General features: G+C 52.7%; 18 protein-coding genes, 1 tRNA gene, 1 other RNA gene and 1 other annotated feature (1 of these 21 only partly in view). Of the genes, 2 read left to right on the top strand and 18 right to left on the bottom strand.

What is annotated here, in order from left to right; all coding sequences use genetic code 11:
• Positions 1 to 258 (bottom strand) — a binding site (T-box leader) (it extends 7 nt beyond the left edge of the window).
• 192 nt (positions 259 to 450) lie between these two features.
• On the top strand, positions 451 to 717 hold the full coding sequence (locus tag LX24_RS04035; RefSeq protein ID WP_166510859.1) for an AbrB/MazE/SpoVT family DNA-binding domain-containing protein: 267 nt from the start codon (positions 451 to 453) through the stop codon (positions 715 to 717).
• Between the two features lie 26 nt (positions 718 to 743).
• On the opposite strand, the gene rsmI is transcribed toward LX24_RS04035, so the two are convergent.
• The 6 genes from rsmI to LX24_RS04065 are packed head-to-tail and all read right to left on the bottom strand — an operon-like array spanning position 744 to position 5929.
• Entirely contained in the window at positions 744 to 1598 is an 855-nt protein-coding gene (rsmI, locus tag LX24_RS04040; protein WP_166510860.1) for a 16S rRNA (cytidine(1402)-2'-O)-methyltransferase, read from the bottom strand.
• Positions 1599 to 1604: 6 nt separating this feature from the next.
• Complete coding sequence (locus tag LX24_RS15285; RefSeq protein ID WP_423244320.1) at positions 1605 to 1892, bottom strand: initiation control protein YabA; 288 nt, start codon at positions 1890 to 1892, stop codon at positions 1605 to 1607.
• A complete protein-coding gene (locus LX24_RS04050) occupies positions 1780 to 2742 on the bottom strand; it encodes a PSP1 domain-containing protein (RefSeq protein ID WP_166510862.1) in 963 nt (320 codons plus the stop codon). The genes LX24_RS15285 and LX24_RS04050 overlap by 113 nt, the downstream gene beginning before the upstream one ends.
• A 6-nt stretch (positions 2743 to 2748) precedes the next feature.
• Positions 2749 to 3741 (bottom strand): DNA polymerase III subunit delta', encoded by a 993-nt coding sequence (gene holB / locus LX24_RS04055; protein WP_166510863.1) that lies wholly within the window; start codon positions 3739 to 3741, stop codon positions 2749 to 2751.
• A 49-nt stretch (positions 3742 to 3790) separates the two neighbouring features.
• Positions 3791 to 4408 (bottom strand): dTMP kinase, encoded by a 618-nt coding sequence (gene tmk / locus LX24_RS04060; protein WP_243131611.1) that lies wholly within the window; start codon positions 4406 to 4408, stop codon positions 3791 to 3793.
• Positions 4409 to 4462: 54 nt separating this feature from the next.
• Entirely contained in the window at positions 4463 to 5929 is a 1467-nt protein-coding gene (locus tag LX24_RS04065) for an aminotransferase class I/II-fold pyridoxal phosphate-dependent enzyme (protein ID WP_166510864.1), read from the bottom strand.
• A gap of 332 nt (positions 5930 to 6261) precedes the next feature.
• Between LX24_RS04065 and LX24_RS04070 the strand changes: the two genes are divergently transcribed.
• Positions 6262 to 6513 (top strand): hypothetical protein, encoded by a 252-nt coding sequence (locus tag LX24_RS04070; RefSeq protein WP_166510865.1) that lies wholly within the window; start codon positions 6262 to 6264, stop codon positions 6511 to 6513.
• Here LX24_RS04070 and LX24_RS04075 read toward each other — a convergent pair.
• From LX24_RS04075 to LX24_RS04130, 12 genes are all read right to left on the bottom strand, one after another.
• Positions 6420 to 6662 carry a sigma factor G inhibitor Gin gene (locus LX24_RS04075; protein ID WP_341473553.1) on the bottom strand — a complete coding sequence of 81 codons (243 nt, stop codon included), beginning with the start codon at positions 6660 to 6662 and terminating at the stop codon, positions 6420 to 6422. The two genes, LX24_RS04070 and LX24_RS04075, sit on opposite strands and share 94 nt — an antisense overlap.
• Positions 6663 to 6838: 176 nt before the next feature.
• Positions 6839 to 7099, bottom strand: coding sequence for a 4Fe-4S dicluster domain-containing protein (locus LX24_RS04080; RefSeq protein ID WP_166510867.1), 261 nt, complete (start codon positions 7097 to 7099; stop codon positions 6839 to 6841).
• A 14-nt stretch (positions 7100 to 7113) separates the two neighbouring features.
• Positions 7114 to 7680: a 2-oxoacid:acceptor oxidoreductase family protein gene (locus LX24_RS04085; protein WP_166510868.1), complete on the bottom strand. Its 567-nt coding sequence runs from the start codon at positions 7678 to 7680 to the stop codon at positions 7114 to 7116.
• A 3-nt stretch (positions 7681 to 7683) separates the two neighbouring features.
• A complete protein-coding gene (locus tag LX24_RS04090) occupies positions 7684 to 8442 on the bottom strand; it encodes a thiamine pyrophosphate-dependent enzyme (RefSeq protein ID WP_166510869.1) in 759 nt (252 codons plus the stop codon).
• A gap of 188 nt (positions 8443 to 8630) precedes the next feature.
• Complete coding sequence (locus tag LX24_RS04095; protein WP_166510870.1) at positions 8631 to 9719, bottom strand: transketolase C-terminal domain-containing protein; 1089 nt, start codon at positions 9717 to 9719, stop codon at positions 8631 to 8633.
• Between the two features lie 45 nt (positions 9720 to 9764).
• Positions 9765 to 10439: an Mrp/NBP35 family ATP-binding protein gene (locus LX24_RS04100; RefSeq protein ID WP_166510871.1), complete on the bottom strand. Its 675-nt coding sequence runs from the start codon at positions 10437 to 10439 to the stop codon at positions 9765 to 9767.
• Between the two features lie 157 nt (positions 10440 to 10596).
• Positions 10597 to 10863: a pro-sigmaK processing inhibitor BofA family protein gene (locus LX24_RS04105; protein WP_166510872.1), complete on the bottom strand. Its 267-nt coding sequence runs from the start codon at positions 10861 to 10863 to the stop codon at positions 10597 to 10599.
• 58 nt (positions 10864 to 10921) lie between these two features.
• Complete coding sequence (gene recR / locus LX24_RS04110; protein WP_166510923.1) at positions 10922 to 11521, bottom strand: recombination mediator RecR; 600 nt, start codon at positions 11519 to 11521, stop codon at positions 10922 to 10924.
• A gap of 33 nt (positions 11522 to 11554) precedes the next feature.
• Positions 11555 to 11869, bottom strand: coding sequence for a YbaB/EbfC family nucleoid-associated protein (locus LX24_RS04115; RefSeq protein WP_166510873.1), 315 nt, complete (start codon positions 11867 to 11869; stop codon positions 11555 to 11557).
• Between the two features lie 13 nt (positions 11870 to 11882).
• Complete coding sequence (gene dnaX / locus LX24_RS04120) at positions 11883 to 13781, bottom strand: DNA polymerase III subunit gamma/tau (protein WP_166510874.1); 1899 nt, start codon at positions 13779 to 13781, stop codon at positions 11883 to 11885.
• Positions 13782 to 13944: 163 nt separating this feature from the next.
• Positions 13945 to 14209: signal recognition particle sRNA large type (gene ffs, locus LX24_RS04125), an RNA gene on the bottom strand.
• Positions 14210 to 14290: 81 nt separating this feature from the next.
• Positions 14291 to 14384: transfer RNA gene (locus LX24_RS04130), tRNA-Ser, on the bottom strand.
• Positions 14385 to 15075: the final 691 nt, after the last annotated feature.

Genomic DNA, 15075 nt, shown 5'->3' on the forward strand with positions numbered 1-15075 from the left:
GCGAAAAATACTTTCCGCGTTACCACCCTTATTTTGCCTTCTATTGCTTAAAAAAGGCCTCGTTAAGGTACAGGGAACTCAACAACTAATTCCCGATACCCCAAGCCTGGTAACGGTGCTTAACCCGGTACGGCCTACTGAAAGCTTTCAGCCGACGGTTCCGGAGCCATGTTCAATACGTTTTCCCCGGTGGGCTCCCACCCTCCCCACTCGCTGGCCGGTTCTTCCGCATTTACTCCTCTCCATCATGACCTTTATCGACATAATGATTTTAAGGTAACCAGGTCTATCTTGTCAAGTTTTCCCTAAATCAATATTTTTTATACAAAAAAATCCATGTTTTTATAAAAAAATGTTGACTTTTACTGCCATCACTGGTACCATTTACTTGTGCTATATAATCAATTTATGTCGAATCGATGCTTTCATTATCGAGGGGAGGGAAAGACATTGAAATCTACTGGTATTGTAAGAAAGGTGGACGAGCTGGGCCGCGTGGTAATTCCCATCGAATTACGCCGCACTCTCGGCATTGATGAAAAGGATGCCCTGGAAATTTACGTTGATGCCGAAAAAATTATATTAAAGAAATATGAGCCCGCCTGCGTATTCTGCGGCAATGCCGCCGATGTGCAGCACTACAAAGGCAAACTCGTCTGCCGGAATTGCGCCCTGGCCATGTTTGAAAATGTTAAAGAAGATGTTAAAGCCATGTAGTAGTATACATAGTTACTGGGCAATTCCTATTTGGAACCGCTTACTTGATTGTACAATTCCCGCCGGGGAATACTCCTCAGGCGGGCAACTATTTTTATAGCCTTGGTGGGCGGTACCCCTTCTTCCTGCAGTAAACGGACGTACTCTTCCGGCGTCAAATTGCCATCCACGGTGTTTGTCCCATCACCTTCAGCCGGGCGGCCCTCAATCACCAGCACAAATTCTCCCCGGGGCGGCTCGCCGGTGAATTGCTCCCGCAACTGCGCCAGTGTACCGCGCCGCACATCTTCATGCAGCTTGGTCAACTCCCGGGCCGCGCAAGCCCGCCGGTCACCCATGGCATCCACCAATTCACCCAGTGTCTTTGGCAACCGGTGGGGAGACTCATATAAAACAACCGTCCTTGTTTCCCGGGCCAGTTCCGCCAACCGCCGGCGGCGCTCTTTGTTCTTGGCGGGTAAAAAACCTTCAAAGACGAACCTGTCCAGGGGCAGGCCGGACACGGTCAGTGCAGTAAGCAAAGCACTGGGACCGGGCAGTGACGTCACCGGAATACCCCTTTCCAGGGCCCCTTGCACCAATTCCGCACCCGGGTCGGAAATACCCGGCGTACCGGCGTCGCTGACCAGAGCCACGTTTTTCCCCAGCAGGAGCTGTTCTATAATATACCTGCCCTTGGCCTGCCGGTTATGCTCGTGATAACTGGTCAGGGCGGTGTGAATGTCATAATGACTGAATAATTTACGGGTATGGCGGGTATCTTCAGCCGCCACCAGATCAACTTCCCCCAGTACCCTGATGACCCGCAATGTGATATCCTCCAGGTTACCTATGGGTGTGGCGCACAGATACAGAGTACCACATGTTTCACCTGATCGCATTAAACATCACCCCTGCTTGCGGCGTAAAAAAGCGGCGCAAAATAGACACTCGCCTTCCCGTAACTGGCCAAAATAAATGTTACATATATGAAACCCCTGGTTGTACAAATTAACCAAATTTTGCCGCCCCGTAACCCGTTTTGGCGAGCAGCCGGAACCCGTGTCATTATCCTCGTGCATTTCATACATCAGAATTAGTTGCTGCCGGAGCTTTGCATTTTCTGTTTCGAGCACCTCGACAACATTTTTCATGTTTTTGATTTCGGATAACAGCTCTTGAACCCTGCCCTCCAGCGCCTTCATTTTTAACGTTAGGGGATTCACCATGATCACCTTCCACGGATTCCAGTTCAATTATGCTGCAGGGATATTCCTTAATCAGTTTACTTTCCCGCAGCTCAACATTTACAGTCTGCTTGAAAATATTTATACTACTCACCTTACCTTCGCCATCCGGAGTGGTTACCCGCCTGCCGATCTCCGGATAACCTTCTTTGGCCTGCTCGTAAACTTCGTTCTCAAACTTCAGGCAGCACATTAAACGGCCACAAATACCTGAAATTTTAGTAGGATTCAAGGAAAGATTTTGTTCCTTGGCCATGCGAATGGATACCGTGGCAAAATCAGCCAGCCAGGTGGCACAGCATAACTCTCTGCCGCAACAGCCAAGTCCCCCCATCATTTTAGCTTCATCCCGGACACCAATCTGGCGCAGTTCTATACGGGTTCGGAACACCGCAGCCAGGTCCTTGACCAGTTCCCGAAAATCTATCCGTCCATCGGCGGTAAAGTAAAAGATAATTTTATTACCGTCAAAGGTTTGTTCCACATCCACCAGTTTCATGGGCAGGCCATGGTCGGCAATTTTAGCCAGGCATATTTCCATGGCCTTAATTTCCTTCTCCCGGTTGGCCCGCAGCTGTTCCAGGTCATCCTCGCCGGCCAGGCGCAGCACCATTTTAAGTGCTCCCACCACTTCTTCCTCGGGCACCTGGCGGGGTTCAATCACCACGATTCCGTATTCAATACCCCTGGACGTTTCCACAATAACCCCATCGTTTAAGGACAACTTTAATTCTCCGGGATCAAAGTAATATATTTTACCTGCCGGTTTAAAACGTATTCCCACTACAGTATACGACAAAATCCACTACCCCCGATCATCATCTCCCAGGCCGGTAATTTTGAATAACAATGAGTCCAGCACCAGGCGCTGGTTAACATTGCCCGCCAGGCGGGCCGACGATTTTTCCGCCGTTATCAGTATGTCCATAACCCGCGGCCTGGCATAAGCACCGGCCAATTCGATAATATATGAAATCCGGTCCACGTTAATGATAAGCTCGGTGGAGCCGGTTATTTGCCAGATTAATACATCTCGAAAAAAAAGAATCACGTAATCTATAAAATCCGCCAGGCCCTCCCGCTCCGCCAGTTCATCCACCGGCAAAAATACACTGCCCGGCCTTTCCCGGACTATATGCATCAGCAGGTCCAGCATGGCATTGCGCTTGTCCAGCCCGTCCAGCAGCGCCAGCGCCCGGCCCGGACATCCCCCGGACAGCGCCGCCGCTACAGAGGCACTGTCACTGTCACGACCCGCACCGGCATTAGCCAGCACCTGCAGAACCTGCTCCCGGGGCAAGGGGCTGAAACGGTACTGCTGGCAGCGGGAGAGCACTGTGGGCAGCATCCTTGCAGAGTCATCGGTCACCAGTATAAACACTATCCCCGGCGGGGGTTCTTCCAGTATTTTTAAAAAACAGTTGGCTGCCGCCAAAGTCATCTTCTCGGCCTGTTCCATCAAAAAAACCTGCCTGGCCGCGCCATAGGCGGTAAAGGAAGCGCCACCCTGCAAGGCCCGCAGCTGGTTTATTTTTATCGTAGCCCCTTCCGGACGGATAACGTGTAAATCGGGATGCACACCTTGCTCCGAGCGGATACAATCGTCACATTGCCCGCAGGCATCCCCCCCGCCACGGCGACACAATAACGCCCGGGCAAAGGCTAGCCCGGCGGTTTTCTTACCAATTCCCGCCGGCCCGCCAAAAAGATAGGCATGATTCACCAGTCCCTTAACCAGGGCACTCCTCAAGCGCTTTTTGATCTGTTCGTGGCCCACCACGTCCCGCAGCACCGGCATCAGGTTACCTCCCAAACAAAACTATCCATGGGTACGTATATTGAAAAGCTTATAAATCATTAAGTGCCTCTAAAATCTGCCGGTGCACATCATGCACCGGCTGGTCAGCCTGTATGATCCGAAAAACGTTGGGCCATATAGCGGCCTGTTCCAGGTAGCCCTCCCGCACCCGCTGGAAAAAGGCTAACTTCTCACCCTCCAGCCGGTCCGGCGAACGCTGTCCCAGCACCCGGCGCCTGCCTTCAGCCACTGCCAGGTCCAAAAGCACCACTGCGTCCGGCACAAGGCCGCCAGTGGCCAAATCATTTAATTGCCGCAGCAGCGCCATATCCATACCCCGACCCCACCCCTGGTAAGCCAGGGTGGAATATACAAACCGGTCGCAAAGCACCGTTACTCCCCGTTCCAAAGCAGGTACTATTTTTTCAATAACATGCTGGGCCCGGTCCGCCGCATATAAAAAGGCCTCGGTACGGGGGGTTATATCATGACATGCCGGGTCTAAAAGTAGCCCCCTTAGCCTGGCCCCGACCCGGGTACCGCCGGGTTCCCGGGTACACAGTACCGGCAGGCCCCGGTTCTCCAAGAATTCGGCCAGCAGTTTCATCTGGGTGGTTTTACCGGCCCCGTCAATACCCTCGAATACTAAAAATTTACCTGCCAGCAATTGGCTTAACTCCCCTTACAAAGATACGGCCACCCTTTTCGTATACCCGTGGGTCTATAAATTCACCACCCGGACCGTGGACAGCCCGGGATCGGCAGCGCCCTGAATGTGTATACCCGCGGCCCGCACCTGTATCAAGTATTCTATAACCTCGGAGGTGATTTCCTCCCCGGGATAAATTACCGCTATGCCGGGGGGATAAACTGCAATTATTTCCGCGGCCACCAAACCCCTGGCATCCTCCAGGGCCACCTTTTTTTGCCCCGCCAGCCAGGCCCGGCGTGGCGTCATCACTTGCGGCGGCATTGGAGGCCCCACCGGCGGCGGCCCCTGGCTGTGCCGGTTAGCGCTGCCGGACTCGGCTGCCGCCCACCGGCTGGTTTCCGCCAAAGCACCGCACAGCGCCTGCACGCCCGCCCGGTCCGTGCCCAGGGACAATACCGCCACCACATTTAAGCTATCCGCCATTTCCACATATATACCATGTTTATCAGCCAGCCTCCGGGCCACCACATACCCGCTGACCCCCAGCCCCCGCACCGAAACCACCAGGCGGGTGGGGTCATAACCCACAGCACCGGGCCCGTTTAGATGCTCCTGGCCCAGCACGGCCAGGCCCGGTATCTGATTTATTTTACCCGCAGTCTCGGCGGCCAGGGCCAGTAATTCATCCAATAAAGCCCGCCCCTTTAAGGCCAACTGCCGTCGTGCCGCATCCAGTGAGGCCATTAAAATATAAGAGGGGCTGCTGGTTTGCAGCAAGCGCAGTGCCCTGGCCACCCGGCCCCGTTCGATCAACTCCGTGCCCAGGTGCAGCCAGGAGGCCTGGGTCAGCGCACCTCCTGTTTTATGAACACTCTGTACCACGGCATCGGCCCCCAGGGACAATGCATCGGCCGGCAACCCGGGATGCATGCGCAGGTGTGTGCCATGGGCTTCATCCACCAGCAGGGGCACCCCGTATCGCCGGCACACCTTGTCCAAACCGGCCAGGTTACCCACCACTCCGTAATAGCACGGGTGCACAGCCAGCACGGCCCCTGCGCCGGGATTTTGCCCCAGGGCGACCTCCAGCTTGTCCGGCGTAAAGCCGGCCGCAAAGCCAAATCCGGGTACAATACAGGGTTCTATAAACACCGGGCGGGCCCCGCTGACCACCAGCCCGCCCAGCACCGACCGGTGCACGTTGCGCGGCAGCACCAGCACCCTTTCCTCGCTGCAGGTGGCGGCAATCAGAGCCTGTATTCCCACTGTGGTGCCGTTCACTAAAAAAAAGGTACACCGGGCACCGTACAGTTCCGCTGCACTTCGCTGAGCCGCGGCAATCACCCCTGCAGGGTTGTGCAAATCATCCAATTCCGCCAGCTCTGTGACATCCCAGGCAGGCAGGTTAGCCCGGCGCATTGCCGCGGGTAACCCCGGGCCGCCGCCGTGACCCGGCACATGTAAACGCACGGGTTTTTGGGCACTATATTTTTGTAAGGCAGCCAGCAAGGGTACATGTTCATAATTATTGGGCAAAAACTTCACCTGCAAAAATTTTTTTACTAACGTTTAATTTTATCATACTGTCAATTAACAAACCAGAAGCTGACGGATTTTAATCCTCAATTACATTTCATTCTCATCATAAAGATACTTGCTGCGGTCAAAATAAAATTAAAGAAGCTGTTCGAAAAGACCGCGCGGGATTCACTTTCGCAATCTCTATATTGGCCGGCCTTTGCGGTGCCCGCGTAGGTGCCGGGTGCTCCCGGGGTTGAAAGAGCAAAAATCTTTCAACCCCGGGAGCACCCGGCACCAAAGGATATTTTCGAACAGGCTCTTAAAGAAATGAAAGGAGCGTGCAGGTAATGGAAATCAATACCGCAAAACTTTCCCAAAAATACCGCACCAATGTACCCGGCCTGATCCGGGCCTGGAAGAAAGGCCTTTCCGACCTGGAAATATCTTGCCGCACCGGTATCAACCTGGCCACCCTCAGCCAGATCAAATGCGATTTGGAAATAGCTCACCGGCGGGCCAGGCTGGCCCAAAAACAAGCCTCATCCCAGGGGGAACAGGTATCCGCCAAACACCATATTCTTTTAAGCCCGTTTCTGTAATATTCATAATTGGCACTGTCCACGGTGAGGCAGCATATTTTTATCTCACAGCCAGGGCAAATGTAATATCCCCTGATATAAACGCCGGATTCCGGGTCCCGGCTTTCGCCGCAAAAAAGACAAACATGGCTGTTCATAACATCACCCATACCAGTATATGTGGTTGGCTGCCCGCCCGTTCGTTACTGATAGCCCTTTTCTCCGTGTATTATATTACTACTTCCCCAAAGGTTGCCTCCACTCATAAGGAACACCTGCTTTAACAATGACTGCCAGACTAAAAAGCTGCGGGATACAATTTTCCCGCAGCTAAAAACCCCGTAACTCAGTTTTGTTTCTTCGGTTCTTTCTTTTTCTCCACTGCTATGGCACAATCCGGGCAGAAATTCTGGCAGATGCCGCAGGCAATACACTCATCGTTTATCTCCACCGAAGGCGTACCATATACCCCCAGCACATCGGACCAGCTCATGCACTTTTTGGGACACTTCTCAATACACAGGCCGCATCCCTTGCAAAGCCCGGGGAACAATGTCCAAAAACCTTTTTCCACTTCCAGGGTGCGCCCCTTGAAGGTTTGAGCCATTTAATATACCCCCCTTACAGTATGCCGGCCACCAATTCCATGCCGCGTTCTATGGCCCGGAAATTCATTTCCCGGAGCTTGGGATTCTTCTCGAATTTATAACCAAGCTTCTTCTCCACGGCCGCCTTGGCGTCCTCCACGGCCACCACCTCGGTGGCCTTGATCACTGCGCCCATGATGATAATGTTAAACACCCGGGGATGCAGTTCCTTCTTGGATACTTCGATGGCAGGAATGCCCAGCACCTTTTTAGCGTTTTTGGGTAGAGCATCTTCGATATTTTCAATGCCGGAATCGTAAACAAATATGGTTTCGGGACCCGCGTACTGCTTGGTGCGGTGAACGGCCCGGTCACTTAATGCCACTACGATATCACCAATTTGAAACTTTGGCGCCCCGATGGGCTCATCAGCTATCTGCAGGTACGCCACCGAAACACCGCCCCGCTGTTCCACACCAAAGTTGGGTATATACAGCGCCTCGCGCCCCTCTTCGTTGGCCGCCTCGGCAATGATTTCGGCCACCGATTGCACGCCCTGGCCACCCTCGCCGGCCAGGATAATTTTTACCGGCTTAGCCATTTATTATTGTCCCTCCTTCTCCCGGGGACCGGGTACTTTGATTTCCCCTACCTTGAAATATTTAGTCATTTCCTTTTCAACAAACTTCCAGGTATCTTCGGCGTTGGTACGCCAGTTGGTGGGGCAGGTGGATAATGCTTCCACAAAACTGAACCCGTTCCCGGCCATTTGATTTTCCAGTGCCTTTTTAATAAAGCCCTTCAATTGTTTTACATTGGCCACAGTACCCCGGGCGACATATGCACCCTCCTGGGTAATGGCAGCCACCATTTCGGGACCCTGGGTGGGATAACCGGAAGCGTCCACATCGCGGCCATAGGGCGAAGTTTCAGTCTTTTGCCCCGGCAAAGTGGTTGGCGCCATTTGACCGCCGGTCATACCATACTGGGTATTATTGACCAGAATTACCGTAATCCGCTCGTTACGGGTTGCCGCGCTGACCAGGTGCTGAGCACCGATGGCGTAACCACCGCCGTCACCCATGTAGGCAATCCCGATTACATCGGTATTGGCCCGCTTGATCCCTGTAATTACCGGTGTTGTACGACCATGGTGGGTTTGCACGGTATCTACGTTGAAAAAGTCCCAGGACAACAGCGAACAGCCAATGTCACAGCCAAAAACAACCTTATCTTGAATGCCCAGCTCATCAATGGCCTGTCCCAACGCTTTAAGCACCAGGCCGTGACCACAGCCCGGGCAGAATTTATGGGGTTTGGATTCCACACGCCAGCATTTGGGCATGGCAGGCTGTACTGACATTACAAAAGCCCCCTTTCAATCCTCTCAGCAAAATAATCTATAAATTTAACTAAACCTTAGACGGCTTTATAAAGAACTTTACGCCGCTCCATCAAACCAGCCTATTGCATAATTCTCTTGCTATATATACCAAAATATCCCTGGCACATTAACCGTTGCTGCACGTCCGGTACAAGTGCCGGCGCGTTTTAGCCTTTTATTTCCTTGACCCGGGCCACCACTTCCTCGGTGGTTACACCAACGCCGGGTTTGAACAAGGATAGCATTTCTGTGGTGTTGCCGTAAATAGCTTCTTTAACCAGCCTGTCCAACTGGCCGTTGGCGGATTCCACCACCAGCAATTGCTTGGCTTTACCGGCCACTTCCCGCAACTGGTCCACCGGCAGCGGGCGCAGGGTGATGGGACGGAAATAACCCACCTTGTAACCTTCTTCCCGCAATTCTTTAACCGCTGCCTTGCAGGCCCGGGAAACAACGCCGTGGGAGATTACCACCAGGTCGGCGTCATCGGTATCAAAGGCGTCATATTCGGCTATTTCGGGGGCCGCCTTGGCGTAATCAGCCAGGTACTGTTCCAGCACCTCGAACAATTCTTCCTCCACATTGTAAGTATTTCTCAAATGAGTCGGCTCCCTGTCCACTCCCGGTGTTCCCTCTTTACCCACATAGGGCTCGGTGGGCACCATGGTAATACCCCGGGAGGCGGGATCATACATGGTTAGGGATTCCCGCATTTTAGCCTGGTAACCGTCGCCCAGCACAAAGGTGGGGAAGCGGTATTTCCACGCGGTATTAAAAGCCTTGATGGTATAATCAAAAAGTTCCTGGTGATTAGCAGTGGAGTAAACCACCCTTAAACCCTCACCGTTGCCACCCAGTGTGGTCATGGTGACTTCCTGCTGGGAATAAATTACTGTGGCCGTGGATGGGCCGCCACGCTGTTGTACAATAACCACCACGGGCAACCGCATGGCCTCCGCCATGCTCATTGGTTCCTGCATTAAAGTGTTGCCCGGCCCGGCGGTAGCGGTAAAGGCTCTCCTTCCGGCCAGTACGCCGCCGGCTGTGGTGAATCCCGCCGAAAGCTCGTCCTCGGTCTGTAAAAACCTGCGGCCGTATTTGGGCAGCATCCTGGTCCAATAATGCATAATTTCATTCTGGGGTGTAATGGGATAACCGTACATAATGTCGGCCTCGGCCGCCAGAGCAGCCCAAGCCACCACTTCGTTACCGGTCATGAATACCCTTTTTTCACCCTGTATCGGTTTTTCTGGCATTGACTTGTACACCTCCTAAAATCTTGACTCCCTAGGGAAATTTTGTTACCAGAATGTACGCGGCATATACCTGTCCAGTTTCCTCACCGGATGACCGGCTATATCCACCGGCCCGATTAAAGCCGCAATGGCCGGGACCGCCGTGGTGGCCACCACCGGCAATTGTAATTGCCGGGCTGCTTCATCCACTATCCGGGCCCCTTGTTGCACAATGTCCACATCAGTTTCGTCTCCCAGGTGACTGTTGTTAATAATGCCGTGTACAATGCCCAGCTCGCGAATATAAGCTACTATATCCGCCACGCTGGCCGTCATTGGCCTGGCAATATTCACCACGGCGTAAACCTTCAAATCGGGATCCGCCCCCGCTCCTTCCAACAGGTTCAGGGTTTTGGCACCCTCCACGCCATAACCGATATCCAGTATAATATCCCCGGACCGGCGCAACGCCCAGCGGTTTTCCGCCCGGAGCACATTGCCTGCTTCCCCCAATCCCAAAGTATCCCTGGTTTCCCAGGCCAGCACGGTAATCCCCTTTTGCTGCAGTTCCCTTTTTATGGGGCGCAGCGTGTAACACGGCTCCACAATATCCAGGTCCACCAGGGTAACATTCCGGCCGGACGCGGCCAAATCAACCGCTCTGTTAACGGCCACCTCGCTTTTACCGCTGGCATATTCCCCAACGTAAGCTTCCACTACCCGCGGGCCGATAATCTTCACCCCCGCGCAAATTAATGATTCTAAACTATCATGTTATAGTTTAAATAATCTAGAAACTTTTTATGAATTTTAGACAACTGTTTTTAGTATATTGCAACAATATTGACCCGTCAAGAAATCAGCTGTTTTACAAGAATTTTATACTGCATACCGTATTTTAAACAAACCACCGGCTCAGTACCACCAGCATCACCAGGCCCGGCAAGTGTAAAATGCCCGCCACCAGCACGGTAAAAAGGTTGAAGGCAACATGCATGTTGAAAAAACTCAAACACCAGTTTAGCAGCGTTATCAACACCGTACCCGTAACCAGGCATACAGCCAAGCTCAATAACCGGCGCAGCGGCCTGTACATGAAAGTATTTGCAATATACAAGCCAGCCAGCACCGCCAGGACTATAATCACCAGCTGCCATTCCATCATTCACACCCCCAATCACTTATAAAATGATATATGGGGCGACGATGGAAAAAATTACTTTTTATTCAATTTCCAGTCGTCCTTCTATGGCCCTGCCCAGGGTTACTTCATCGGCATACTCCAAATGGGCACCCACCGGCAGGCCCCGGGCCAGCCTGGTTACTTTAACACCAAGGGGTTTTATCAGCCGGGCCAGGTAAAGGGCCGTAGCATCCCCCTCCACATCCGGGTTGGTGGCTAAAATCACTTCCCGCACCGAGTCACCCGCCAGGCGGTCCAGTAAACTTTTTATATTCAATTCCTGGGGCCCCACCCCTTCAAGGGGTGAAAGGGCACCGTGAAGCACGTGATAAACACCTTTAAAACCACGGTACTTTTCAATGGCCACCACATCCCGGGGGTCCTGCACAACGCAAATTATGCCCTTGTCCCGGGTCTCGTTTTGACAAACCGGGCAGGGATCCACATCAGTAAGATTGCCGCACACCGAGCAACGCCCCACCTTTTCCCGGGCTTCCCTGATGGCCTCGGCAAGGCTTATGGCCACTTCCGGGGGAGCATTCAACAAAAAAAAGGCCAGTCGTTGCGCCGTTTTAGTTCCAATCCCGGGTAACCTGGCCAATTCGCCGATCAAGCGTGACACCGCGCCGGCATATTGCATTTGTTTCACTGCCCCAAGGCTCCTTTTTTATCTTTAAAATAATCCCGGTATATTAAGCCCGCCGGTCAGCTTGCTCATTTCTTTGGTCATCATATCCTGGGCCTGCTTCAAAGCTTCGTTAACTGCGGTCAGAACCAAATCTTGCAGCATTTCCACATCTTCCGGGTCCACTACCTCGGGCTTGATTTCCACGGCCACGATCTCCTGGCGGCCGTTGGCCACCACCCGTACCACACCGCCGCCGGCGGAACTTTCCACGGTGCGGTTGCCCAGTTCCTCCTGCATTCTGGCCATCTCGGCCTGCATCTTTTGTACTTGTTTCATCATTTTAGCCATATTTCCACCCATATGATATACCTCCTCATTTTTTATTTAAATCCTTTTCCAGGGGCACCAGTTCCCCCTGAAACAGGCTTATCGCCTCTTCGGTATCCAGCTGTACCGTGCTCCTTGACCAGCCCGGCGGCGGCGCATCATAATAAGCACAGCGGATCTGCCAGGTCAAGCGGGTAAACGAGGCCAGCGTCTGGGCAAGCAATTGTTTGGTATCGGGCTTTTCAGCCATATCCTTGATAAAAACATCTCCCCGGGGCACCCCCAGCACCAGACAATGTTCTTTTATCTCTGCCGGCCAGGCTTGACATAAACAGCTATAGGCAATGGGGTTGGCCTTTTTAACCACCGCCAATATTTCCGGCCACCACTTTCTTAATTGTTCAATGTTATACCGGGGTTCACCCCGGGTATTCACGGGGTTTTTCCGGGCCGGAGCTGCTTCTACACCCCCGGTTTTTAATCCACTTGACCGGGTGTTTTCTTTAGCCGCGCTACCGGTATCCCCTGCATTTGGTGGTAAAACCGCATGTCCGGTCTCGGGCTCACCCGTGATTTCTTCTCCACCCGCCATGTTTTGGGGCAAAACCTGTTGGGCAACCCACGGGGGATGGTCGTTATTATGGTTAGCTCTAGTATTACCCATTTCAGGCCGCTTACCATCAATTTGCAAACCGGCCTTGACTGCCGCCGCGGGGGATTTGGGCGCAGGTTTATCAACATCTTGTTTACTGGTACCCTGGGCCACCGGAACATACTCCAGGGCATTACCACCGGCCTGTCCCCGGTTGGCCAGCGCCTGTTCAAGCCGCTCAATCCTGTGCAGCAATTCATCCACCGGCGGCCCGTCATCCTCATCCATAGCCCGCACCAGCGCCAGCTCCAGCACCACCCGGGGATGTGCACTGCGGCGCATTGCTTGCTCAGCCTCCACCAGGTAATCGATGGTGCTGATTAACCGGCGACGCGTAAAAAGCTGCATCAGCCCGGCCGGGGGCGTATCAAACCCGGCCTCCCCCGCCGCATCGGGAGCCAGAAAGGCCACCAGCAGCCGGCGCAGGTATGCGGTCAGTTCCCTGATTAGTTGCTGTAAATCTTTACCTTCGGCCGCAATACCCGCCACCTGTTTTAACACCAGGGCGGGTTTTCTTTCCGCCAGTCCGGTGGCCAAATCAAACAATACATCTTCAGTCACTGTGCCCAAAATGGTGTGCACCGTGTCAGCCGTTACAGCGTTTTCCCCGCTAAGCAAAAGCGCCTGGTCCAACACACTCAGGGCGTCTCGCATACTGCCTCCGGCGGCCCGGGTGATAGCCCGCACTGCATCTTTCTCCACTTTAAAATTGCTCCTGGCGGCCACCTCTTCCAGACGCCCGGCAATCGCCTCAGCCGAAAGGGGGCGAAAATCAAAGCGCTGGCAGCGGGACAATATGGTCAAAGGCACCTTGTGCGGTTCCGTTGTGGCCAGAACAAAAACCACATGTTCGGGTGGTTCCTCCAGTGTTTTAAGCAGTGCGTTAAAGGCCTCATTGGTGAGCATATGCACTTCATCCACTATGTACATCTTTTTGCCACCCAGTGTGGGAAAGTATTTTATATTTTCCTTTAAATCACGTATTTCATCAATGCCCCGGTTGGAGGCAGCGTCAATTTCAATCACATCCATGGTGGCGCCGGACAATATTTCCCGGCAGTTCCGGCACTTGTTGCAAGGTTCCCCTCCCTGCTGCTTCAGGCAGTTAACCGCCCGGGACAGTATCTTGGCCGTGCTGGTTTTACCGGTACCCCGGGGCCCGCAAAATAAATAGGCGTGACTTACTTTGCCGGCCATTAATGCGTTGCGCAGTGTTTCGGTTACGTGCCTTTGTCCCACCAGGTCACCCAACCGCTGCGGCCGCCACTGCCGGTACAAGGCCAGATAACTCACAATCCATACCCCCCGCGTATATTAACCACAAACTAACTTCGCTGCCGCGGCGCCTTTTCCTTCCGTTGCAGTGCCGGCTTTGGGCAGTGTTTACGAAGCTGTTTCCATATGAAGAAAACCGGCCTTAGCCGGTTTTCTGGTTATCTATGATTAAAATTAATGGCCGTGCACCTGCCGTCGAATATTGACTTCCAAGCGTTACTCTTGCAGGTGGCTCGGACCAGGCACCCTTGCGGCACCCGGATAAACTTTCTTAGTGCTGCTTCCGTCAGGACCTGACACGGTTCAAAAGCCTCCGTCGCGCAAGACCCAATCGTCAACACCCCTTACAAGAGCCGGACCTCACAAGCCAAACCCTCGGGCCGGAATTCAACCCCGCTACAGCGGATTACGGGTACAGGGCACCGCTACCTCCCCGTCTAGCACGGCCAAAAGTAAAACTTGCTGTTTAGGCACAAGGACGGACCCGCTGCAAAAGAATCAAGTCCGTCCTTGATGTCTAATTTATGTGGCGGAGAGAGAGGGATTCGAACCCTCGAGACGGCTTCACACCGCCTACGCGATTTCCAGTCGCGCGCCTTCGACCAACTCAGCCATCTCTCCGTGGTCTACATCATTATTTTATTTAATTGTTGCGCTGGTAACTTGCGCAATTACTATTATACATATCTTTCAGTTTAACCGCAACACCTTTTAATTATAATTACAGCCAAACCGTCGATAAAATATTGGTAGACAAGGTATCATAAGTACCTGATTTTTAGCCGTAAATAATATGAGAGAAGGCGTCGGACCTTCTCTCATAAGCAACCATCCCTACAGTTTGCTTAAAGCACTCAAATACAATTCTCCAGTTGCTTATTTTTATGATCAATCGCGGGCAAAAAAACCTGCTTTAGCCGAACAAACGGTTTGCCTTGACTTAAACTACACCGGTCAAAATCACCAAAGGCTTATCAATCGAGATTGGCTTACTTGAACAAATTGAGTAAATAAAAAACACTACCCATGGACTGGTTACTTCTCGCAACAAACCCGAACAACATATCCGACGCTTCTTGCTTACCGAACAACCTAAAGTCACTGTATGGATGGTGCTACTTGTATTATAACAAAAAACAATATCGCCCGCAATAGCCACCCAAAGGTATTTTATGCTGGTTTAAGCAAAATAATCCGGGGTATTATTAATTTTCCACTTACCCTCCGGTGCCAGCTTCATTAATACCCATACTGGCCATGCCGGCGTCCATAGCTTCGGCAGTAAACCCGTTAAACCAAAACCCTCGCCCGG

It is taken from the genome of Desulfallas thermosapovorans DSM 6562 (assembly GCF_008124625.1).
Lineage (GTDB): Bacteria > Bacillota > Desulfotomaculia > Desulfotomaculales > Desulfallaceae > Sporotomaculum > Sporotomaculum thermosapovorans.